Raw genomic sequence first — 22,950 nt, forward strand, 5'->3', positions numbered from 1 at the left:
AGAAGATTGAACACAAATTCCAACACAGCAATTAGAATCGAAGACATTTACCAAGAAATATTAGATGGTAAACGTAGAAATTTCCCTCAATACACTTGGAGTGAAGATGTAGATAGGGAATTAGCAAAACGTATTACTAGATATTTACTTGAAGTAGTTTTAGATTGGAACACTGAACAGATTATTAATGGCTGGACTACAGATTTAATTGTTAAATATAAATTGAGTGGCATGTTTAGTATTGTCTATAATGGAAACTTAAATCGCATCTTGCATGATGCATATCCAGATCGTTTTAAAGAATGGCAACTTAGAGTGGCGCCTAATGGATACTGGACAGCAGAAAATTCCTTAGAAGCGCTAAAATGGACTATTGAGGTAAAAGAGCAATTATCAGATGAGGAGTTAATTACAATATATGATAAAAGTTGGTTACGACATCATAAACTCGGAACTCCTTTAAAAGTTTTTTGGAATGAAAGCCCCTTTCATATGTTGGATGCCTTATATCCTGGTAAGTTTAAAGCATGGCAAATGAGAAAAACGCCTAGAGGTTTTTGGACAAAAGAAACTGCTTTAGACCTATTAAAATGGACTATCGAAGTAAAGGAACAGTTAACTGATGAACACCTAAAACAAGTCTATGAAATAAAGTGGTTAAAAAAACACAATTTAGCTACACCATTAAAAGAATTCTGGCATACACAACCTTTTACAATGCTAAATGATTTGTATCCAGAAAAGTTTAAACCATGGGAATTTAGTAAAACTCCTAATGGATATTGGACACAAGAAAACGCCCTGGAAGCATTGCGTTGGACAATAGAAGAAAAAGAAAAATTATCAGATCAAGAGTTGAAAGAAGTTTACAATTATGATTGGTTAAAACAAATGGGTTTAAGAACACCTTTAGTGAAATTTTGGAATAACAATGCTTATAAAATGCTAAATACATTATATCCAAATCGGTATTCAAAAGAGATGTTGGTTTTCTTACAACCGATGAAATAAGTTTAATGTAGAATTCTTCCATCCTATATAGTGCATGAATTGGAGCTTTTTTGCTCTTCTATATGATTTTGGTTTTGAATATTTAATATTATACTTTCATTAAAGTACGTGAAATTATTAATTCTGTCATATTTCTACAAGCCAACAAGCTATCAACTCTTAATTTATTAAACTTCATTTCATTGCTTACTAAATCAAATAAAGCCTAAATCCTTTGTATATCAATGGATTTAGGCTTTTTATTTTAAAGGAATACCTATTGCAACAAGTTGCCATTAGGCTAGTGTATCAGCAACTTGTAGCTATTACTATGAATGCTACTTTCCACAAAATTATTACATATTTTTTTAGATTTACTTTATATTATTCTATGCAATAAGTTGTTCTAAATTCCAATTATTTAAGTTGTTTTAAAAACTTGAACTTTTGGACAAGATAGTTATAAAAATGGATTGATTGAGGTGAATAATATGAACTGGTTTGATTTAGGAAAACCGAGAAGTAAATTCGCTAAGTTTTTAGATCGTCATCATCTAACGCAAAAAGAAGTTTCAGAGGCTAGTGGATTAAGTAAAGCAACTATTAGTCGTTTGTGTAAAGGTAATGCCTTTCATCCTTCATTTAAAAACGGTAAAATAATTATTTCCACATTAAAGAAACTTACCAATAAAGATGTTGATTACAGTGATTTTTGGTTTTAATTAAAAAATATCACTCATCACAAAAGTTCTCATAAACACATTTTGTTTTATAGCATATTGCTCTAATTTAGATTGCCGATAGTCTGATAATGTAAAAAAAATAATTACTGGAACTATATCTTTCTGTTTTTTATAGATATCTGTTATATGGCCATATAACTGTATTTTATGCTCATTTGCTTTCATGTGCTGCATCCGATCTACTTCAACGAAATGAGGGACTTTATCCTCAAAATAAGTTGCATCGGGAATAATTCGATATCGCTGACCGCTGATTGAAAATTCTATTGTTTGTTCTGTTTTCCACTCTGGAAACCCTAGCCACATCCATGCTTCATTTCTCATTAATATGTGCTGTAATTGACTATTTCTCTTTACTATCCTTGTGATTCCTAATAAATCACGTCCTTTTTTATTTAAATAATATACATGTTCACGAGCTATTTTTGTGATGTGACAATATGGCGTCAGATCCTTTAATACACGATTTGCATTCCGAATACTTCCTAAACAGTGAATGGCTTGCAATTGTCTCCTCGTTGCAAAATCTAACTTACTCAAAGTGGATAAAATCTCGATTTGTCTCGCTTTCTGTTTGAGTGTTTGATGCCTCATTTTGTTTCACCACCTTGTATTGCTTCAGTAATTCCCACATGTCCATATCCTTTAAATAAGGTACCTGAATTTCTTCTGTGCGATCAGTCTTAAATAATGCTCTTCCTGGAAGGGAAGGCAGGTCTTCTAATCCACTTTCATCTATCGCAACTTGTGAAGCAATTGCTGTTGGTAATCGAAATCCTAATTTAGCATCAGCATTTTGTTTAATTTGTCTTGGCAGCGTATCAGAAGTAGGATACTGGGTACAAAAGATAAGCCGGAATCCTAAACCTCCCCCAATCCTTGCAATTTCAGATAACATCTCCTGACACATAAATAATAAGTCACGTTGTTTTTTAGGTAAGCCTTGTGTCGGACAAAGGTTTGCTCCTTCATCAATAATAATGAAGTGCCGCTCTTTGATGGATGTATTTATGATATTCGTAAAATAAGATGTCTTCATCATTTCAATTCGTTTTACCATCATCTCACGCACTCTGACTAACATTTCTAATGCTTGTTTTGGGTTTTTGGAAACTTCTTCTACTTGGGACAGATCCTTATAAGGACTGAATTCAAGTCCTTCTTTCAAGTCGATAATAAAAAACTTTACATATTCAGGCTGTTGTAAAATTAAACTCGTCACTACATTTTTTAGAAATACTGTTTTCCCAAAACGAGTCATTCCACTTACACACATATGCGGTGTTTTCTCGAAATCATGATATACGTGTTTATCTAATGCTTTCCCCATCATAACTCTCCATGTGTGCTCTTTTAACAGATCCTTAGACCAATTCCACATTTCAGGTATTCGTTGCTTAAATACTCGAATATGAAGCTCTCTTTGATGAAACGATATTTTAACAGGTTTATATAATCCTTCTTCTAACACTTCAGCTAACTTTTTGATAAGTTGACTAGGTACGCCGAGCGGTAACTTGTAAACATAATTCATACTTATATCATCTTCTATTTCTTTTATAAAAATAGGGTATTGTAATTCACCTTTATGGTGAACACATATCTTTGCAATTTCAAAAAACGTAGTAATTTTTTTCTTATCACTCATCTCTTTACCTCTATAAAAATATGCTACAGTTAAAAAGGTTGCTGGAATTAATAAAAGTGACAACATTTCCTCCATACCTCCTTAAGGTAGTTGAGCTTGTATGGAAGGGAAAAAATACATCTAATAGGTGCACTGTTATCTTATTTTTCAACTACCACATGTGATACTAGCGTAGAAACACATCTAGCATATCCATTAGAACGTACCAAACACTTCCGATAAGCAAGCATTTGAAACCTGCACGTAGCAACCAATCTGGAAGGTAAAATCCTTTCTTTTTCAAAAATTTAATCCCTAAAACTGAGATACCAGTAACACCATAAACAACCCCTAATTCTCCAATGATTGTCATATTAACTCCGTCCTTTCAGTTTAATAGACAGGTTCCCTTGATTATCTTTGTACAACTGATAATCATCGAGTAATTCATTCCAACTTAATGGATACTCGTCATCATTTAGGTATTCCTCAATTTTACGACTTAGATGATAGTAGCCACGGTACTGTGAATCTAGATATACATTGTGTCTTTGCATATGCTCTTGTATAGCGCATATGCTTTCTTCATTTTTGGTGTTTTTATACATTTCGTTCAGGGTTCGAGAGGAATAAAGATACGGTGTACTATACAGCATTTGATATTGATTCATATGTCTCACCATCCATATAAAATTCTAGGTACACTAATACATATGAGTGCTATCCATATTATTGAATTTGTACAAAAAATAAAATATCTACTCACAAAGGACAGTTATGTATATATGAAGAATTTATGTTACAAAAGCAAAAATATGGAATAGGTTACATTATTTGTTAAAATTAAAAAAATTCATCATTCCGTTATTAATATTTACCTTATTAGCTATATTCGTTATTGAAAAAAGAAGAGTTATTTTTCAGGAGGAAAATCCTATACCGTTAGCCATAGCATTGTCAAAAATGATTTTTCTTAATAAGGAAATAATTGAGGTAGAACCAAACGAAGATCGGTATTCAGATGTTTCTCTTTATTTAGTAAAACGGGGGAAAATGGAGCCTTTCATAGAAATGCTGGAGAAAGATGGTTGGACATTCGTTGAGCAATTAGAATATCAAAATGCTTTAATTTTTGAAAAGGGGAATCAGACCCAAAGTATTTCTTATAGATACTATACAAGATATTATACGATACTCGACTCTTATTAAGATGAGATGAACAGTCTTCAAACCGAAACTACTATGCTATAATATGAAAAGATAATTGTGAAGTTAGGGTGGAGGCTATCACTCCTTCTTTCTATTTTGGAAAGAAAGGGGGTGAAAAGCCATGAAAGTACTTTTTGAATTTCTAAAAGAAATTATAAAGGGGATCGTTCGTGAAACGATTGCACACCTCTTTAAGAAAAACATTTTAGAACAAAAGAAATCCACCCTATCATCTCGCCGTCGGAAGCGTAAAAAGGGTGGATTTCGTAAGAAAAAATAAGTTATGATAGCCACCACCTTGACGGTAGCAGTTGTCCAAAGAGGAGCACATGTTGGTAGCATGTTGCTCTCTTTTTTATTGTATGGCTTTATTGACTGAAGTATACCTTAGTTTGTATCTATATTATAGCATGTACAATGAGATTTGCAATTACAGAGCTATGTCTAAAAAATGTACAAGGAGAAAAAACGTGCGTCTAGAGATTTTTTAGGTAAACGAACGAACCATCCCCGTGGATTCCCAAACTGAAAAACCGTTCTAAATGCGAACGGTGTTGAAGGGTTATCTTTCATAAAAGTTCGGAAGGCAGGTCACCGCATGGACTTGACCGTCGTCGAGCACCAGCTGGACAATGATATCGCCTGAGGACATGACGACGAGGTGCGAAAACTGATCGGATGCTTGCAGGTCGACAGACCAGATCGAGAATTTCGTGAGTGTCGGATTGTTGTACTTTCCTGTTCCCAGAGTCCCCGCAGTTCCAGTGAAGACGTCGACGTTAACGTCCGAGTCCGAAACATTGGCGATGAGCAGTATACCTTTGGTGATTGAACCGATTGTGAGCGGGAAAACTGTTCCCTGCGCCACCCGTATTCCACTGGAGTTCACCGCCGGAGGTACGGCAAACACGAGTCGGTTTTGAGGCCCACTCTGTTGCAGCACGGCGCTGGCGGTCTGTGCGACCAATGGCGTTCGCGCCCTTACTAGTGCGGGCTGCCCCTTGCTCAGCCGGAACAGGTCATTATTCGGGTCGGCAGACGAAGATACGTAACCGTTCGCGTTTTTGAGTTCGCTGAACGAAGCGAGTTCAGCGCCCTTTTGACTGTACACGTTGAAGGTAACGTCTACTGCGCTTGCCGCCTGTGAGTCCAGGCCTACCTCGAGGTGAGCATTGGCATATGGTGAATTCCCGAAGTTGGTGATCATCGTAAAAAAATCGGACATGTCGTCGCTCCCTTTCCTAATAACAATTTATTACCGTTCCCTCTGAAACTACATACTTCGCTACTTGTACGGGACTCCGTCAATTCCTTTGATTTTCAACCCTTGCGACCGTATTGGAAAATTCTCATCCTCTTCTATGGTTGAAAAAACAGCACATTGACTCCGACACGCATTACACATGGGTCGTCCCCGTTGTTATCAGTGAGCTGCATTGTGCAGACAATATCGTCCCCCTCTGCCCGGACATCGACTTGCATTTGTCCTAGCGGCCGTTCACGCAAACCCATCTGTGGATTACCCAAATTCCCGTTAATGTAGCCGCAGTTGATTCTGTTTATCCCGACAAAAGTCCAATTTGCCCCCGCCGGTCGATTTACACGCGCCCTCAGTGTTTCGGGGCGACCGGGCTTCAGATTATTGGTCCCGCCGAAGTGATCAAAGGAGAAGTTGACGATGGTGCCACCCAGAATTCGCCCCTCTGTTGGTATCTCTTGTCTAGGATCTAAGGCCTCAGTTGATCCCGTAGCTTGCATAGGAGAAGGGATTGATTTCACTTCACTTGCAAACGTACTATCTTGAAGCCCTTGACCTGAAACTGTTTGATATTGAGAGTCATTAAATATCTCTGTCATAATACACGCTCCTCAGAGTTGAATAGATATCTTGCAATAATAGGATGTCTCTTTAGTCACTTCTCTATACACATAATTTGGTTTACCCTAATAAAAAAACATCCGATTATTCGGATATATCCTGCATTTTTTCTTTTCACGAATCGTTTGATCATGTAAGTGTTTCTGTGTTTGCTTCTCCGTACATCTATAAACCACAATGCGAGTAGATTGTTTGTCTTTACTCCCTACATATACATTATGTAATTCATACACTTGACCAGGTTGTAATTGTTTCATAATGTCTTCCAAATGAATTTGTATATATACCGGTTTCAATTGAGCGGGTTTTGTTTTAAATACCACTGTTTCAAATTCTTTTCTATACATTTTAGTTGGTAACTTAAGACGTGACAAATAATATTCTTGCTTATCTTGGATAGACTTAAAGTCTTGTAAACGAAAATATCCTAAGTCATGAATATATAGTTCATTCTTTTGTGCCATACCTGTTCGAGTCGCACCATACACCTGATCACTCCGTTTTCCTAGTTCAATTTTCACAACAGAAAATTCTCCAATTTTAGCTTGTAGAAGTATAGTAAATACGTTCGAAAGAAGGCTACAGAAGCCGAGTTAAATCGTCGGTTAAGTCATCAAGACTTAATAAAATTCCTGTTGAAGTTTCTAATTGACTACAAAGTTGAGTAAAAGAGGTAGTAGCAATTTGTTGATTTAACCATACACACAAAGTTAAAAAATGGTGCCCATGGCACTTACGTTTCATTTCGCCAGCTTCTATAGCTAATTGATTAAGTGTAGCAGGGGACATATATCAATATAACTCTTCGGCAAATAAAGAAAACTCTTGTATTTGATACATATTCATAAAAAACACGTTACTATTCTCATTAATATAAGAGAATAGTAACGCGCTTTTAACTTCAAAAATATCCTAAATCCTTAAGTTGATGGATGTGGGGTGGTACCCCTTTTAAAGTTCAGTTATCATTTCTCTTGAAAAATTATATATTTAATCCTAATAATCAAATAAACAATAATTGCGATTAATAAAAATTACAATTTTATCGCTGAACTGATTGATTGCACCTTTCATCAAATAATGAATTTTTTTCGTCTAAAAAGATAAAAGTATTCATGTACAAAATATATTAGAGGAGCTTCTTTATGCATGAAAAGATTTCAATCTCCGGGCAGGTCCATGACTATGATATGCAACCAATTTATAATATCAAAGTGTCTGTATATGACAACCTACAGTATATTGACCACAAATACACAGATATGGATGGTAAATACCACTTATCTATACCATCTGGTAGGCCAATTACAGTGTGTTTCGATACGCATTGGTCTCTACAGAATGCAAAAAAATGGCATCCCTCTGTAATTGCAAATATAGACACCAAACAAGATATCGTACTCAATCGATTTCTCATGCAAACTAACGACAGTACTGGTCGTGCAGCAGATATTGATGCACTCAGCGCTTACCAATTCATTGTAATGTGGACAGAAACAGTCAAACTTGACAAAATCTATGCTGAGTACGCCGCTTATCGTGTGTCGACATTGATGATAGTTCGGCCTGAGCTACATGAATTTCAGAAAAAGCTGGAAGATTTCTTCTTAAAGGAGTCCAAATCACCATAATTGTCTTTAAATTTGAGTCACCCTAAACTTGAACTTTTAGTTCAAAACAATTGAATATTCAATAGTAGAAATTTTAAAACGACCGTGAAAAAAGAAAGGAAAGACAGGCTTATTAGCTTGATGACGTATATTGTCGAGTGGCTAAATACAAGGTTCTGTAGGCATTTACCCCTCCCTCTGCTTATAAACTGAATAAATAAAATTACTCGATGGTGGGGAACTTAGAATCAGGGTGACATTATGGCAGTAAGAATTAAACGATTAAGGAAGGAAGAATTCGCCTTTACTAATTGCTTCTTCGTTCTTGCTATATTGTTTATCTTGTACATTATTATTTATCAGACGATTTCAGAATCGACTATGATTACAGGAGGAAAGCAAATGTCTTTTCGAATAAACGATTTAATGATTACTGTGTTGCCAAAGGAAGGTCAAATCTCTGAATGCCGCCCAGGCTTTTCATCCTGCCCGGGGGGATGTAGCAATCCTGACACTAAATTCCCTGAAGAGAAGGTTGACTTCAGTGAACTAACTGAAATTAGAGAAATTCTCCGATATGCTATTTCTCGTGTGGAAGCACCAGATCTTGAACATAAGATTCTTCCTGACACATGCGAGGGCATCGAAGTACTTGAGGAAAAGTTACAGGGAGCTCTTAATGAGTTACGATCGTACAAGGCTACAAAAGAAAAATCAAGTGACATATAGAAATGGCTAAAATAGAGTCGTTATCAGGAAATTCTCTCCGTTTACGAGATCTTTCTGATGCTATATTTCGTTCTAATCCAGATTACAAGTTAATTCTCTTTGATCACCTTCCTCAAGAAGCAAAGAAGGCTCTTGCGGATTTATTAAAAGATCCTAATTTTTATGGCGTGCTTCAATCACCTAACCGGGATTTGGGGATAAAGTCTGTGTGTCGTGAAACAGCTTTACTTTTTTTTACCTTTCAGAAAGCCGGGAAGCTACCAAGATATGGACAAATAATGTATGGATCCCGATTTAATGAAGTAGTAGCTATGCTAGTTCTAGATCGTATTCTAGAGATTGAATCGAATGAAAAATTTCTCTCCGGTTCTGAAGCGTACCAGGTAATCTATGAAGATCAACCAATGATTAAACCAGATGGAGCTATAAGTCGGCTTTCCATTGAAGCGTTAAAATATGGACAATCTCTTGAATTTGATGACTGTTTGAAAATATCATCACGTCTTTATTCCTACAATCATCTACCGGTTACAACTCATTGGAAGCAGCTCTATTCTTCGGAAGAGGCAATCATACAATACTTTGGTATAGATTTTGGAGGTAAAAATCGAGCGATTTTGGACCATCACTGGGCAAGCATTAATACTTCATCAAATAAAAAGTGGCTTTCTTGGTCCTTCAGAGGTGCAGTGCCTATTCGCAGCTCTTACAAACTCTATATAAGCCCTCGTTGTGAACATTTATTAGATGTTTTTAGTGATACTTTGGAAATCCTCACAGAGGTACGGGCACCTAGCTTTAAAATAGGTAACGACGTGTATGGACTCCTTCGTCCTGATAAAATGGTAGCTTATTTCACAACTTATGATGAAATGAGTGAGGCCGCTTTACGGTTGGCAAAACGGTTGAAAGGAATATCCGCGCATGGTGTTCCCTTTACAGCAACTATTGATCCAAGCGGTTTGCTCTCTTGGGGAATGGATCCTCCTCGACAGGAACATTTCCTTCCATGGCAGGGACCGAGCTGGAGAAGATGGATAACCGACCGACTAGCAGTAGCACTAATCTTGGCTAAGAAATCTTCGCATAAAATCGAACCGTGGCAGTTTGCCCTAGAGCGCTTAGCTCTAGAAGGAGTTGATATTAAATCTTGGGTACCAAAACCTACAATTTGGAACGAACTTGAAAGGAGGGGGTAAAAATAGGAGCAACCGATGTTTTTATTCTGCCAAAAGATGTCCTAATCCTGCCTGTAAGAGAATTCGGTTCCGATTTTTGTTCCCGTGCTGATTGTAGTGAGAATGATTTTGCTATCAGTCGTCCACGTTCACGTGCATCTGTAAAGATTATAGATTCAGATGCTGCCGACCTTTTAGAAGAATTCCGCAATCCAAATAGCATCTTGGAAGCTGTAGTAAATTACAGCTTGAAGCGTCGTTTGGACCCAGAAGAGACCTTAAACAATACCTTTCCGCTTCTTCGAAACCTACGAGCGTCAAGGATCTTAGTTCCTGCTCATTCGGAGGAAGCTAGCCGCATTGTGCCAACTCTTACCACAGGTACAAGGGTAGCTAAGTGGGAAGTATTACAGTGTGTACAGGTTCTTGAAGATACCGAAGTCTATCAAGTAAAGGAAGAAAACGGAACACTTTGTGCTTTAAAGATAGCTCGAAAGAAGAGTGATGAACAGGCAAACAAAGCCTTAATTCGTGAAGCAGCCATCATTGAGAGATTGGATGGAATCTATAATCCAAAGCTCAGACATACGGGCCGGTATCAGGGAAAAAGATATCTAGTAATGGAATGGTGCACAGGAAAGATTGCAACAATTGTTGCTGAGGAATTACGCAAATCTTCAACTGGTAAAAAAAATGTTAAGTTACATGATATTTGCTGCAGGATATTAGAAGCCTATGCATCCCTACATGCCCAAGGTGTAATTCATGCGGATGTCCATCCTCGAAACTTACTAATTGACGAAGTTGGTCGAATTAAAATTATTGATTTTGGTTTAGCTTGGATGGACAAACAGCCACAACATTTCGACGATCCTCAACGTGCTGGCATTGGATTTTATTTTGAACCAGAGTATGCAGAGACTTACCTACTTGGCAAGGATCCAGAAACCGTTACCATCATGAGTGAACAGTATGCTCTAGGAGCACTACTTTATTTACTTATTACAGGACGGCACTACCTAGATTTTTCCTTTGAAAAAATGGAGATGTTTCGACAGATTTCTGAAGAGAATCCTTTGCCCTTTACCTATCGTGGAATGGAACCATGGCCCGAGGTTGAAGAATCCCTTGCTAGGGCTCTTAGTAAGAATCCCGAAGAACGCTTTCCCTCGGTAGCGGTATTTGCTCAACAGTTAAGAGTAGCACTTGATTCAATGGAAGTGAATTCAACCAATCATAATTCAAAAAATCCTTCTAATCCTACTATTTTAGGAGAAGAAAGATTGCAGGCAATACTTCAAAAGTATGGTACACTTGGCACTCTTATCTCTAAGGGATTACCTTACGCTCCAACTTCTTCTGTTAATTTTGGCTCAGCAGGAATTGCCTATATGTTTTACCGCATTGCATGTCTTCGAAACGATCCAGCACTCCTAGCTGTTGCTGATTTATGGTCCAATCGGGCTAAGAGAGAGTGTGATCGGAAGTCGGCGTTCCACAGCGAAGAATTAGATTTTACAGAAAAGACTATCGGTCCGATATCAATATACCACACAGTTAATGGTGTACACTGTGTACAAGGACTGATAAATAACGCAATGGGCGATTTTTCTTCATTATCAGAGGAAATTCAACATTTTGTTGCCACATCCCAGCATACTTGTGAAAACATTGACTTAACTTTAGGGAGGTCAAGCACATTAATTGGGTGTACCAACCTAATTAACTCAATTCCTTCTGATGGATCGGTTGATAGATCATTACTTTTGGAATTAGGTCAGAATATAGTAGAAGAAATCTGGTCCCAAATCAAGTTATATGCTCCAATACAAGAATGCAAGGAGCTGTCTTGGCTGGGCATTGCACACGGATGGGCTGGTATTCTTTACGCTACTTTACAATGGTGTCATGTATTAGAGATTTCGCCTACATATGAAGTTGAGAAACGTTTGTGGCAACTCGCCGATTTAGCAGAGACAAAAGGACAAGGTGTATGTTGGAAACGTTCTCCGTGTGATAACACGGTTTGGGCTGGCTGGTGTCACGGAACAGCAGGATATACACATTTGTGGTCTTTAGCTTACGAGGTATATGACGACTTTAGGCTTTTTGAATTGGCTGAAAGATCTGCATGGCACACATGGACTGAGGCGGATGGAAATAGTAGTAACCTTTGTTGTGGACTTGCCGGACAATCTTACGCTTTACTCAACATTTATAAGTATACCAGGGATAAGAAATGGCTTGATCGAGCACGTAAAATAGGTGAGATGGCTATATCTAATATGTCATCACCTTGGTTGAGGAGCCATAGTCTTTACTGGGGAGATGTAGGCATTGCTCTTCTTATTGCAGATCTGTCTAATCCAGAGTATGCTTGCATGCCTCTCTTCGAATTAGAGTGCCGTCCGCTAAGAGAGGATTCTTAAACAAATAGGTTTTCTTGAAGAGTTGGCATAACACAGAAATATCTGGCCATTTTGCAAATTTTTTTGTTTCTCATGCCTTCCTCAGCCTGAGCAAGGGATAAAATCTCTTGCTTTTTCTCTCACAGCCATATTCCGTTCTTTCGACTCTTACGTCTTTTTAAAGTTCAGCGATAGCAGTAAATATAAATATGGTAACACAAGCTTCCAAACTGAAGTAGAAAAATCATCACTTCATCACAGAGAATGAAAATATACTGAGCTATTCATACTAATTCTTAATCCAGTATTTCTACATACCCTTTATTGCGGAATATGATTAGTGCTATATACACCCTCTGATAACCGTCCAATGGGTATTACAAATTACATAACTAAAGAAGGTGAAAGTTTATGCAAATTCGCTGTGGAACATTTAACTTATACCAATTTGTTGAACCTCCTTTCAAATGGTATGAACCTCATAACATCTATTCAGATGCTGAATGGTTGATGAAGAAAGAATGGATTAAAGAACAAATATTAAAGATGGAATGCGATGTTATTGGTTTTCAAGAAGTATTTAGCTCAGCTATTTTGAAAAGCTTAGTTGAGGAGTTAGGGTTTATTCATTTTGAAACAGTAGAAACCCCTGTTACAGATATAGATAATCCATTAATATTTATAAAACCTGTAGTTGCGATAGCTTCAAAATATCCAATAATATCAGTAAATCCTGTTAAAGTACCAGATTCCATTATGGAGGAAATACCTGTTAATGAAGATTTCAAATTCAGTCGTATTCCAATAAAGGCTACGATACATATTGATGGTTCTGGTGATATTGTTTTTTATGTTTCGCATTTGAAATCCAAAAACCCAGCAGTTAGAGATGTACATTTTAATCCTGGTGATGCATTGGATAAAAAGATATTAGCAACTTTACGAGCAAGATCGAGAGGACATGTAATATCATTACTACAACGGGGGGCAGAAGCAGCAGCCTTGTATCATGATATATCTGAAACTTTACACACTCATAAAGAGGTTCCAGTTATCTTGCTTGGTGATTTAAACGATGATGAACACTCTATTCCCATAGAAGCATTAACTAATAGAGAAAGGCTTCTAAAAATAAAGAATGATCCAATTTTGGATGACGATCAACAGATTGTCTATAACCATAAACTTTATGATGCTTTTGACTTAGCTCCAAATCAAAGTGGACAAAAAAGATTGCCCACACATTATTATGGAAAATTAGGAAACGTACTAGACTATATTTTTGTATCTAATGCACTTAATGAAAAAAACAGACAACACGTTGGTCGAGTAAGCTCATATAAGGTACTTGACCGACATTTAAAATGTGATGATATTGAAAATAAAACACAATCTGATCATGCCCAAGTTGTTGCAACCATAAAATTTAAAGAAATTTAGCCTTGAAATTAACCAGGGGAGATTTTTAAAGGAAAAATAAATTATGATAGCTACTATTTTGACAATAATAGTTATCTGAAGAGTGCACATGTTAATAACACGTGACTCTTTTTATTAATTAATAAAATCTTATATAAATATATATCTTATATATATTTAAAATATAAAGACAAAACTTATATAGGGAGAGTAAATATGATTTTATTCCTACTATAACAAGGAATTTAAGCATACTATAGCGTAAAAAATCATAAACAGCAAAATCTAACAACACAAAATTAGCCATTAGTAAGGTATAAAACCTACAAATAATCATAAATGAAATCATATATTTCTACATAAAAAATGAAATAAATTGATGCATTGTTAAATATATTTATTCAAGTGCTAAATTTTCATTTCATCCACTGTATGTCCACAATTTTAAAATATTTACTCACAAAACATTCACAATATAGGCTAACTAATCAACATAATTAGAATTTCTCACATTACTCACATATATATTGACGATTTTTGATAGGTGAAGTGCCAAAATCCCTTTATTTCAATAATCATTACATAATATTATTCACATCGGGTTTTATTTATCTACATACCCACGAAATTTAATGTTTTTCTTATGATTTTTTGTAGGTATTTGTATGCATTTTAGATAAATATAACGTGTTTATTTAAATATAGGTGTGGAAAATTAGTTAATTGCAGTACAATTTTGTATAGGAATGTATAAAAAAAGACTCTATTATGAATAGAATCGAGTAAGGGTGTCTATGAGGAGAAGTTAGTGAAGGGTTTTTAAATAATGTAATCAACACGAATAGCCCTCTATTTGTATTTTTTTCAAAAATAGAGAGCGGAGTATCGTTAATTTATTTCTATTACCTCAAGTACTTGTTCGGCAGTTGTTACATGAATACCAGCGCGTACCAATTGTTCAAATGCACGCATAAATGTAATCAAATTGAATTCATCTGGTACTTCAATAACGCGAAGCTTTTCTTTAGGTAGTCGATCTATCTTTTCAATGAACAATTCGCGAACATCACTCGGAATAAAGCGTTCTTTATGTCCTCTTGCTTTAAGGAGTTCACGTATTTCTATTTCTAAAGCCATATAAGCATTTAGATTTGTACCTTGTTCATAGGCGTACTTTCTAAACAAGGTTTCTTCTTGATACTTTAAATAGTTGCGGTGATACGATTCCTCTGTAACAGGTACAGCAAATTTGGATTTTAGTAACTCATATGTTTTACGGAACAACTTTTTGATGTTTCGTAGAGAGTACATAGAGAAATGCAATCCAAAATCAAATACAGCTTGCTCCTTTTGTTCTTTTGGAACATGTTGTGTAATAAGAGGGTAAATGCCTTCTTTTGCTGCTGTATCAAGAATTTGATATTGTGATGTTTGATTTAATAATTTTTTCAGTGTATACACTAACTTACTCGGATATTCTTCATTACGATCTATCATGTCACGTAAGCTACGAATGACACTTCGAATTTGTCGATGACAAGTATACTTAAGTACATGGATAAATTTATTCATGTCTTGTGCAAATTCACCGATATTCAGTTCTTGTAGCACAGATTCAATAAAACGAGCTTTCCGAGCATACGTAACCTTAGGGGTGAATGGATCGCGATACTGTACTTCTCCAGCTTCTTTTGTACATAAGAAATCTGTATGCAAGGATAGATATAACGTCGTATATCTTTTTGTATTTTTAACCCCTTTTTGTAACTTGCAAATTTTGAATAGGGGAGTCCCTGTACATGGTAATGCAGTTGTTAATTCTTTCATAACCGCACGGATTTGATGTGGGTATTTCTTATGTAAAAAGCGGTACATTCCGCCAAAATGAGTTAAATTCCCTCTTTCATCCTGTTTGTCTAAGGAACGTTTAAGAGTCGTTTCGCTGTGCTGTTGCATAGCAATGTCCAAGAATAGTTTCTTAGCCGCAACTGAAAGCTTAAAGAAAGCTTTGGTAAATACGACTGGGCTAATATACACATAGGAATTTGCCTTTTCAGTTTCTTCGTTCATAAAATGAGTGAGCTTAATGGTATAGCGGCCATCTAATTCATTTTCAATTGTAATAATGTTATGTAAACTTAATTTCTTTAGTGCAATATAGAATTGAGAATGCTGTATATAAGCAAATTCCTCTTTATATTGCTTGTAATCTTCCCACATCATATGTACTGTTACATTTGGAATAACCCCATTTGTGTAACATTTCTTGTGTAGATATAAGAAGACTTCTAAATCTGCATTTGTAATGCCATATAATTTATGTTTTCGTCCAATTGTTTCTGAAATAGCAGATAGCGTACGACGTGAAAAAGATGGTTTCGCCTGAGCCACAAAGCCGTCTACATCAGCAATGCGTTCTTCATATGTCATATGATCCAGAATATCTTCAAGGTAGGTATCTTTATAGCTATAGTATTTTTCTTCAAAAGCTTCAACAAGTTTCTGCCAAGATTTTAATGTTACTAGAACTGCATTTGTATCTTGTCCATTTAGACTACGTTGATTACGAATAATAAATGATTGTCCCATCTTTTTCACCTCCTACACATAAATTAAGAAATATATGCCAAAACAATATAAAATATACCAATTATGATTATAGCAAATCGAAATTTGATGAAATGTGCCCCTTTAAGAGGAAAAGTGAAAAGATGAAATATGCGCAAATCCCTTGTGTATCAAGGGATTTGGAGATTTATCGATTTTTTTTTATGGACATCATACCGCTATAGATTTTCATCTTTCTAGAAAATCGATAAATTATTAGAAAGAACCTCATAAACATTGTTATATCAATGTTTATGAGGTTCTTTCATAAATACGAAAGGGACATCATATAGCTATAAGTTTTCATGTTTTTAGATATGAAATTATTCATAGAATAGCCTTTAAACGTTGGTATTAAAGTGTTTGAACTCAAAATTTCAAATTTTAGAAGGGACATCATATAGCTAACGGATTTTCATCTTTTTATAAAAAAAGGGACATCATACCGCTACAGGTTTTCATGTTATATAAATAGTTGAAAATACAAGAAAAGGGTAGTGAATGTATGATATGAAAGGATTTATAGAGGTTTTTCATTATTTGAAAGGGACATCATATAGCTATAAGTTTTCATGTTTTTAACTACGAAATCATTCGTAAAACGGCTTTAAACGTTGATATTAAAGGGATGAAACCTAAAATTTTTAATTTTAAAAAGGACATCATATAGCTAAAGTCTTTTCATCTTTTCATAAAAAAGGGACATCACATAGCTAAAGTCTTTTTCATCTTTTCATAAAAAAGGACATCACATAGCTAAAGTCTTTTCATCTTTTCATAAAAAAGGACATCACATAGCTAAAGTCTTTTTCATCTTTTCATAAAAAAGGGACATCATGTAGCTATAAATTTTCATGCTTTTAACTATGAAATTATTCGTAAAACGGCCTTTAAGGGTTGATACTAAAGGGATGAAACTTAAAAATTCTAGTTTTAAAAAGGACATCATATATCCATAAATTTTTGTATTCCAAATTATAATTACAAGAGGAATTCTGTTATATCAAGCTTTAATCTTCTTTTTCAAAAGATTTTGTGCAGGTGAATGGGTAATGATATAGCTACAGATTTTCATGTTTATAAAAAATAAGACCAATAGAAAAAGCTATGAAAAAAATTAAGATATTACATAAACCCTTGAATTAAGTCGTATTTTGATTTTACAAATTGAGTTGGTCTAGTATAATCATTAAAAGGGATGACCACAGGTGTGAATACTAGAGTCCTGTAAAGGTATAACGTAGAAAATTTCAAATAGAATATTCTGATCATCTTTCTTGTTATTTAGAAAGGGACATCATATAGCTAAATATTTTCACGTTTAGATAATATTTATTAAATGTATGTTAGGAGCAAAATATATATGGAAGACGTTCTACAATTGTTTAGAGATGCATTGTCAATAACAGAACCACTTTATAAACAGAACGAGCAATTGTGGCATAAATGGAATTCTTACTATGTAGACGTTGAAGCAGATAATAGTAAAATTGTAACTTCAGAATACCTTTCTCCATCATTTTCAATGCTTGTAAAGTGGGTACAGCAGCAACAAAGAAAAGGGATTTCATCTTTAGATATATTTAAGAATATTGATACTTACAAATTAGAGATTCATGAGACAATAGAAGTCTTTATAGCACAAGAGTTTCGCAATGATGAAACATATAATACTAAAACATATACACCAGTAGTCGAGCCTGATGCGAATATAGTGGATAAAAATTATTTGGAAGTAAATAATTCGGCTGTTTATTATAAGTTAAGAGATGGAATAGCGAAGAATCAATTTGAGGAAGATGAAAATACAAAATTAAAATCATATCCTATTGAAACGAAAGATAGTAATGGGGTAGCACAGCTTTCATCTCATAAAGATGAAGATCTAAGGTTAACGAATATAGAAGAAGCCGCAAGATGGAACACATTAGTAGATGGTGTAATGAGTAATATGGATGATTTAACAGCAGACGTATTAGACACTATCACAATTCAATGGCTAAATGAAGCAAGCTCACCTGATGAATTTATCGATTTTTCATATGAGCAAGTTTTAGAAATGTGCAGTATTTCAAAAGCAAAAGCAAATGGTGTTGAATATTATAGAGTAGAAGATAAGATTAAAGTAGCTAAGCGTATAGCAGCTCTAGCAAGTATTTTTATATACTTAAATGATGAGAATGAAGTAGTCGTACTAAATGATCGCGCTGAAACAGGTAAACATTATGAAGTAAAGCGCGAGGTAATTAAAAGGTTATTTGTATTAGATTCTGTAGTGCTTTGGAGAGATAAAAATACTAATGAATACATGGGTATAGAATCGTGCCGAATTAAACCGGGCAGTTTCTTATCCAGTTATCTATATGGATCTAATAGCACTACGGCACTATTATCAAAAAAGGCCCTTGAATATAATAGCTATAGACACAAATATCATAAAAGATTAATTCGTTATTTGACATGGCAGTGGAGAATTCGTCAAATGTTTTCTAACTTAAAAAGGCCATACTCTATAGGGGGAGATAAAGGGTTATTAGCAGTAATGGGCATTAACCAAAAGCAAAAGCCTAATCGTATTCGTGATCAATTAGAAAATGTTTTAATTGATTTAGAAAAAGAAGGTGTAATTTCCCATTGGGAATATGATAAAAGTTTAGATGAGGAACAATTGACGAAGAAGAATTGGTTTAAAAAATATTATTCACAGTTAGGAATAGTAATACTACCACCTAATGAATTAATTCGTTCAATGGAAAACTTAGCAAAGAAGAAGGCTACTGATGTAATTCATTCAACGGAAAGCTTAGCGAAGAAGCAGACTATTGACGTAATTCATAGGGATAATCAGCCAGTAAAAACTGAAGAAAAGCCCTTAGATATGAATAGAAATGAACAGTTAATTCGGGATAGAATAGAATTTATGCATCGGAGAAAGAACATAACTATGCGAGAGCTCTCAGCAGAGATAGGCATATCACAGCCCACTCTTTCAAGATTCTATAATAAAAAAACAAAGCGTCTCTCTGGAACTGCGAGGGACAAATTAAACCAATGGTATAAAAGACAAATGATCATTGATAAAATGTAAGCTAAAGCTAAAAATTAACATAAAAAAGAGTCCTAGAAATAGGATTCTTTTTTATGTAGTTATTGAATTTGCCTGTTTTAAAATACACTACAGAAATATAGAAATATCCCTATTAAGAAATAGGGATATTTCTATATTTCTAAATCTCAGTTAATAATTTAAATTTCCTTTTCTGTTTAGGAGTTAATTGATTTTCTACATAATGATGTATAAGTAAATCAATTATTTCATGAGCATATTTCCCATTAGTGAGTTTCATTGGTGCCCCGGGTTCTTTCATAAATTGACTAGAAATTTCGATACTGCCCTGTTGATTTTTAAAATTCTTTTTCTCCTGTCAATTCACTTGTTTTTGCTCATTTTTAGGTGAAGAAGCAGGAGTAATTTCTTTATTTGTGACAACAAAAGCAAGAATATATAGAAATATCCACTTATGGAAATAGGGATATTTCTATATTGTGAAGAAGAATATAGTAGTGATATGTGGTACATACAATAGAATCAGTAATTTATATTATTCCGGTAAATTTTCAAAAGTTCCTCCTATACCTTCATTTCTGATAACAAAAGCAAGGATATAGGGAAATATCTACTTATAGAAATAGGGATATTTCTATATCTTTTGAAAAAGAGCACAGCGATGATATGCGAGACGTTTTGTATGTGTTCTTTGTCCCTATCGTTTTTCTATCGGAAGAATGAAAATTCTAAATCAAAAACTAAAAAAACATAAAAAATAAGCCTCCCTAAATGGAAGCTTCTAACTATAATTTATAGATGTTTATTATTCTCCAACGTACTGAAGATCTCTTGATTTATGTAATGCGGCTGTTACTTCATCACCGAAATTATTTAAAGAGAATGTTTGCTCTTCTATCGGATCCATTTCTGTAGCTTCACCTATCTTGCCGTCTTGAAGTTCCCAGAAATAGTTATGTTCTTCTACAATTTTACTAAAATCTCTATTCACCCATCTTTCAGTGATTGCTAATAGTTCTTCTTTGTTCTTGAACTACTCACCACTTAACGTCCTTACGGGCCGTTTGAAGTGGGAGATTCAAGAAATAAAATGAGCGATAAAGGAATAACATGAGGAAATTACGGCGACGAGAGGGAAGAGAAAGTCGTGGAAGAAGTTCTGTTGATGTTATTTCTTTAAACTACAAAAAATATAGAAATATCCCTATTTCTAAGTAGGGATATTTCTATATTACTAAATCTCTGTTAATAATTTAAATTTCTTTTTCTGTTCGGGAGTTAATTGATTTTCTACATAATGATTAATAAGTAAATCTATTATTTCGTGAGCATATTTCTTATTAGTAAGTTTCATTAGTGCTCCAAGCTCTTCCTTAGATTGACTAGAAATTTTAATACTGCCTTGTTGGTTTTTAAATTTCTTTTTCTCTTGCTGAGTCGCTTGTTTTTCTTCATTTATAGGTGGAAAAGTAGGAGTATTCTCGTCACTTTTTGTTACAACTGAATCCTCGTTTGGGATATAAGGATCTGTTGGGTCAAAATTGCTCTTTTTTCTGCCTAATAATCCAGGAGTTCTTGCCATGTTATACACCAACCTTCAGACTTTCAAAAATATTGATACGAGATAATAATTCATCACTAATTTTTTCGTATAGTTCTATTACATTTAAATCATGTCTATCATTTTCAGTAATACCGTTAACATCAAACCTTTTAATACGTTCCATCTGTGGAACGATATTTTTAAATAGGTTTTCTTCACCAAAAATTTCACGAGCATTTTCCATAATGTATTCATCCACTTTACCATTATTTTTTAATAGCACTGGAAGAATTCCTACAACTTCAATATCAAGATTATATTGCTCTTTTAATTTTATTAGTTGGTTAATGTAGTTTTCTGCACCTGTAAGAGAACGTTCTTGTGTTTGTAGAGTTATCAGAACATAATCAGAAGCTACAACTGCATTTTTTGTGACTTCAATTGACATAGGTGGAACATCGATAAATATGTAATCGTATTTATGCTTTATTTTCTCAAGTAATCCCTTAAAGTAGAAATCTTCTTCTGTTTCCGAAGAACACGATTTATATAGAAATTTTGCGAAATCTTGAAAATCAACATAAGAAGGAATTAAATATAAATTTTCCATTATTTCAACTTCTAATCCATCTAAATTCCCCTCTTGAATTCCTTTCATTAATGTTTTATTTAAAGTTACTTTTTCATCAGGATTAAGGATAGATTTTGTTAACATTAGAGATTTTGTTGCATTACTCTGTGGATCAAGGTCAACGAGTAATGTTCGTTTCCCTTTTTTTGCGAATTCATAAGAGTTTAATACAGCATTAGTGGTTTTACCAACGCCCCCTTTGTAATTCCCAACAGTAATTGTAATAGCCATTTATACCACTCCATTTATTTTTTGAAAAACTCCCCTAGATGCCCATTTCTGTATTTTAGTGAAAAAATTAGAGGTGTAGGGAAATATCTACTTATAGAAATAGGGATATTTCCCTATGTTATATAGTAGATTATAGCAGTGATATGTGGTACATGCAATAGAATCTGTCATTTATATCACTCCATTTATTTTTTGAAAAACCTCCCTTATATCTCATGCCTACATCATCATCAAGCTAAGAAAAGCAAATATCCTAGAACGAGAAAATTGGCATCTCCAGGTGAAAATGCACAAGTTGTTTTAGGAGCGTTATAAAAAAACTTTTCTATAATTAACGTTGCATGATCTTAACCTAGTGGCGGTGACCTATTTCAATATTTTTGATAGTAAAAGTAGGTATATAGGGAAATATCCAAATATGGAAATAGGGATATTGTTATATTATAAAGAAAATTATGTAGTGATATGTGGTACATACGATAGGATCAGTAATTTTTCAAAAGCGCTCCCTGTACTTCCATTTTTGATAACAAAAGTAGGACTATAGGGAAATATCTACTTATAGAAATAGGGATATTTCTATATTATAAAGGAAGTTATAGCGGTGATATGTGGTATATGCAATAGAATTAGTAATTTATATTACTCCAGTAATGTGCAGTGATAATAAAGTTGTTTAATTTACAATAAAGTCATTTAAAAAATAATATAATTGTTTAAAAATCCTTCTTCCACTAACGGAGTAGATTAGCTCAATAAGGAATCAAAATAAGAACTTGTAGCTTCTGAAGAAATGGAAAAAAAGAAAGATTATAAATACAAAGTAGACTCTGTTATATAGAGATAGAGAGGTATTATAATTAATTTGTGATAAATTAGGAATAGTTTGATTTGTTTAAAACTGAGTAGAGGATTATAAAGTGTGTGCGGTTTTTTGCCAAGTCCTATATGTCTTATTCTATGGAGGAAATATGCTTAAAGATAATTTTAAAATTAGTAATATTCCCACGGTTTTATGGGGAGATAAGAGTGAAAAAATTTTTATTGCAGTACATGGAAATATGTCAAATAAGGAAGAT

General features: G+C 34.4%; 19 protein-coding genes and 4 pseudogenes. 11 read left to right on the top strand and 12 right to left on the bottom strand.

Going from position 1 to position 22,950, the window contains the following annotated elements; all coding sequences use genetic code 11:
* The first annotated feature begins 6 nt into the window (after positions 1-6).
* A complete protein-coding gene (locus tag KFD70_RS26035; RefSeq protein WP_336454318.1) occupies positions 7-1,011 on the top strand; it encodes a DUF4046 domain-containing protein in 1,005 nt (334 codons plus the stop codon).
* A gap of 470 nt (positions 1,012-1,481) precedes the next feature.
* On the top strand, positions 1,482-1,712 hold the full coding sequence (locus tag KFD70_RS26040) for a helix-turn-helix domain-containing protein (protein WP_336454317.1): 231 nt from the start codon (positions 1,482-1,484) through the stop codon (positions 1,710-1,712).
* Here the strand turns inward: KFD70_RS26040 and KFD70_RS26045 are convergent, their stop codons facing one another.
* The 4 genes from KFD70_RS26045 to KFD70_RS26060 form a co-directional block, all read right to left on the bottom strand.
* Positions 1,713-2,327: a replication-relaxation family protein gene (locus KFD70_RS26045; protein ID WP_336454316.1), complete on the bottom strand. Its 615-nt coding sequence runs from the start codon at positions 2,325-2,327 to the stop codon at positions 1,713-1,715.
* Complete coding sequence (locus KFD70_RS26050; RefSeq protein WP_336454315.1) at positions 2,266-3,447, bottom strand: FtsK/SpoIIIE domain-containing protein; 1,182 nt, start codon at positions 3,445-3,447, stop codon at positions 2,266-2,268. Before KFD70_RS26050 ends, KFD70_RS26045 begins: the two co-directional genes overlap by 62 nt.
* 100 nt (positions 3,448-3,547) lie before the next feature.
* A complete protein-coding gene (locus KFD70_RS26055) occupies positions 3,548-3,733 on the bottom strand; it encodes a hypothetical protein (protein WP_336454314.1) in 186 nt (61 codons plus the stop codon).
* A 1-nt stretch (position 3,734) separates the two neighbouring features.
* On the bottom strand, positions 3,735-4,031 hold the full coding sequence (locus KFD70_RS26060; protein WP_336454313.1) for a hypothetical protein: 297 nt from the start codon (positions 4,029-4,031) through the stop codon (positions 3,735-3,737).
* A gap of 163 nt (positions 4,032-4,194) precedes the next feature.
* Here KFD70_RS26060 and KFD70_RS26065 point away from each other — a divergent pair, with 163 nt between their 5' ends.
* Positions 4,195-4,569: a hypothetical protein gene (locus KFD70_RS26065; RefSeq protein WP_336454312.1), complete on the top strand. Its 375-nt coding sequence runs from the start codon at positions 4,195-4,197 to the stop codon at positions 4,567-4,569.
* Positions 4,570-4,690: 121 nt separating this feature from the next.
* Complete coding sequence (locus KFD70_RS26070) at positions 4,691-4,849, top strand: hypothetical protein (RefSeq protein ID WP_336454311.1); 159 nt, start codon at positions 4,691-4,693, stop codon at positions 4,847-4,849.
* Between the two features lie 282 nt (positions 4,850-5,131).
* Here the strand turns inward: KFD70_RS26070 and KFD70_RS26075 are convergent, their stop codons facing one another.
* The 3 genes and pseudogenes from KFD70_RS26075 to KFD70_RS26085 all read right to left on the bottom strand — a co-directional run.
* A complete protein-coding gene (locus tag KFD70_RS26075; protein ID WP_336454310.1) occupies positions 5,132-5,794 on the bottom strand; it encodes a hypothetical protein in 663 nt (220 codons plus the stop codon).
* Between the two features lie 134 nt (positions 5,795-5,928).
* On the bottom strand, positions 5,929-6,426 hold the full coding sequence (locus tag KFD70_RS26080; protein WP_336454309.1) for a hypothetical protein: 498 nt from the start codon (positions 6,424-6,426) through the stop codon (positions 5,929-5,931).
* Between the two features lie 126 nt (positions 6,427-6,552).
* Positions 6,553-7,237: pseudogene (locus KFD70_RS26085) on the bottom strand (transposase); the annotation flags it as partial.
* Between the two features lie 356 nt (positions 7,238-7,593).
* Between KFD70_RS26085 and KFD70_RS26090 the strand changes: the two are divergent.
* From KFD70_RS26090 to KFD70_RS26110, 5 genes are all read left to right on the top strand, one after another.
* Positions 7,594-8,079: a hypothetical protein gene (locus KFD70_RS26090; protein ID WP_336454308.1), complete on the top strand. Its 486-nt coding sequence runs from the start codon at positions 7,594-7,596 to the stop codon at positions 8,077-8,079.
* A gap of 240 nt (positions 8,080-8,319) precedes the next feature.
* Positions 8,320-8,787 (top strand): hypothetical protein, encoded by a 468-nt coding sequence (locus tag KFD70_RS26095; protein WP_336454307.1) that lies wholly within the window; start codon positions 8,320-8,322, stop codon positions 8,785-8,787.
* 2 nt (positions 8,788-8,789) lie between these two features.
* Positions 8,790-9,986, top strand: a complete 1,197-nt coding sequence (locus tag KFD70_RS26100; RefSeq protein ID WP_336454306.1) for a hypothetical protein — start codon at positions 8,790-8,792, stop codon at positions 9,984-9,986.
* Between the two features lie 341 nt (positions 9,987-10,327).
* Positions 10,328-12,394: a lanthionine synthetase LanC family protein gene (locus tag KFD70_RS26105; protein WP_336454305.1), complete on the top strand. Its 2,067-nt coding sequence runs from the start codon at positions 10,328-10,330 to the stop codon at positions 12,392-12,394.
* 390 nt (positions 12,395-12,784) lie between these two features.
* A complete protein-coding gene (locus KFD70_RS26110) occupies positions 12,785-13,813 on the top strand; it encodes an endonuclease/exonuclease/phosphatase family protein (RefSeq protein WP_336454304.1) in 1,029 nt (342 codons plus the stop codon).
* A gap of 867 nt (positions 13,814-14,680) precedes the next feature.
* Here KFD70_RS26110 and KFD70_RS26115 read toward each other — a convergent pair.
* The gene (locus tag KFD70_RS26115; RefSeq protein ID WP_336454303.1) at positions 14,681-16,381 is read right to left on the bottom strand and encodes a hypothetical protein; all 1,701 of its coding nucleotides are present in this window, start codon (positions 16,379-16,381) and stop codon (positions 14,681-14,683) included.
* A 1,381-nt stretch (positions 16,382-17,762) separates the two neighbouring features.
* Between KFD70_RS26115 and KFD70_RS26120 the strand changes: the two genes are divergently transcribed.
* Positions 17,763-19,487 carry a helix-turn-helix domain-containing protein gene (locus KFD70_RS26120; RefSeq protein WP_336454302.1) on the top strand — a complete coding sequence of 575 codons (1,725 nt, stop codon included), beginning with the start codon at positions 17,763-17,765 and terminating at the stop codon, positions 19,485-19,487.
* Positions 19,488-19,626: 139 nt separating this feature from the next.
* Here the strand turns inward: KFD70_RS26120 and KFD70_RS26125 are convergent.
* From KFD70_RS26125 to KFD70_RS26140, 4 genes and pseudogenes are all read right to left on the bottom strand, one after another.
* Positions 19,627-19,914, bottom strand: a pseudogene (locus tag KFD70_RS26125) (hypothetical protein).
* 357 nt (positions 19,915-20,271) lie between these two features.
* Positions 20,272-20,499 (bottom strand): annotated as a pseudogene (locus KFD70_RS26130) (DUF6241 domain-containing protein); the annotation flags it as partial.
* A gap of 201 nt (positions 20,500-20,700) precedes the next feature.
* Positions 20,701-21,048 carry a DUF5388 domain-containing protein gene (locus tag KFD70_RS26135; RefSeq protein ID WP_336454301.1) on the bottom strand — a complete coding sequence of 116 codons (348 nt, stop codon included), beginning with the start codon at positions 21,046-21,048 and terminating at the stop codon, positions 20,701-20,703.
* A 1-nt stretch (position 21,049) separates the two neighbouring features.
* The gene (locus tag KFD70_RS26140) at positions 21,050-21,871 is read right to left on the bottom strand and encodes a ParA family protein (RefSeq protein ID WP_241819251.1); all 822 of its coding nucleotides are present in this window, start codon (positions 21,869-21,871) and stop codon (positions 21,050-21,052) included.
* Positions 21,872-22,791: 920 nt separating this feature from the next.
* On the opposite strand from KFD70_RS26140, the pseudogene KFD70_RS26145 reads away from it, so the two are divergent.
* Positions 22,792-22,950: pseudogene (locus tag KFD70_RS26145) on the top strand (alpha/beta hydrolase); the annotation flags it as partial.

It is taken from the genome of Bacillus pfraonensis (assembly GCF_050768835.1).
Lineage (GTDB): Bacteria > Bacillota > Bacilli > Bacillales > Bacillaceae_G > Bacillus_A > Bacillus_A pfraonensis.

Excerpts from the sequence above, each read along its gene's own strand:
- KFD70_RS26090 (WP_336454308.1), top strand. The coding sequence starts at position 7,594 with ATGCATGAAAAGATTTCAATCTCCGGGCAGGTCCATGACTATGATATG.
- KFD70_RS26060 (WP_336454313.1), bottom strand. The coding sequence starts at position 4,031 with ATGAATCAATATCAAATGCTGTATAGTACACCGTATCTTTATTCCTCT.
- KFD70_RS26045 (WP_336454316.1), bottom strand. The coding sequence starts at position 2,327 with ATGAGGCATCAAACACTCAAACAGAAAGCGAGACAAATCGAGATTTTA.
- KFD70_RS26055 (WP_336454314.1), bottom strand. The coding sequence starts at position 3,733 with ATGACAATCATTGGAGAATTAGGGGTTGTTTATGGTGTTACTGGTATC.
- KFD70_RS26135 (WP_336454301.1), bottom strand. The coding sequence starts at position 21,048 with ATGGCAAGAACTCCTGGATTATTAGGCAGAAAAAAGAGCAATTTTGAC.
- KFD70_RS26070 (WP_336454311.1), top strand. The coding sequence starts at position 4,691 with ATGAAAGTACTTTTTGAATTTCTAAAAGAAATTATAAAGGGGATCGTT.
- KFD70_RS26075 (WP_336454310.1), bottom strand. The coding sequence starts at position 5,794 with ATGTCCGATTTTTTTACGATGATCACCAACTTCGGGAATTCACCATAT.
- KFD70_RS26115 (WP_336454303.1), bottom strand. The coding sequence starts at position 16,381 with ATGGGACAATCATTTATTATTCGTAATCAACGTAGTCTAAATGGACAA.
- KFD70_RS26080 (WP_336454309.1), bottom strand. The coding sequence starts at position 6,426 with ATGACAGAGATATTTAATGACTCTCAATATCAAACAGTTTCAGGTCAA.
- KFD70_RS26140 (WP_241819251.1), bottom strand. The coding sequence starts at position 21,871 with ATGGCTATTACAATTACTGTTGGGAATTACAAAGGGGGCGTTGGTAAA.
- KFD70_RS26040 (WP_336454317.1), top strand. The coding sequence starts at position 1,482 with ATGAACTGGTTTGATTTAGGAAAACCGAGAAGTAAATTCGCTAAGTTT.
- KFD70_RS26110 (WP_336454304.1), top strand. The coding sequence starts at position 12,785 with ATGCAAATTCGCTGTGGAACATTTAACTTATACCAATTTGTTGAACCT.
- KFD70_RS26100 (WP_336454306.1), top strand. The coding sequence starts at position 8,790 with ATGGCTAAAATAGAGTCGTTATCAGGAAATTCTCTCCGTTTACGAGAT.
- KFD70_RS26050 (WP_336454315.1), bottom strand. The coding sequence starts at position 3,447 with ATGTTGTCACTTTTATTAATTCCAGCAACCTTTTTAACTGTAGCATAT.
- KFD70_RS26095 (WP_336454307.1), top strand. The coding sequence starts at position 8,320 with ATGGCAGTAAGAATTAAACGATTAAGGAAGGAAGAATTCGCCTTTACT.
- KFD70_RS26120 (WP_336454302.1), top strand. The coding sequence starts at position 17,763 with ATGGAAGACGTTCTACAATTGTTTAGAGATGCATTGTCAATAACAGAA.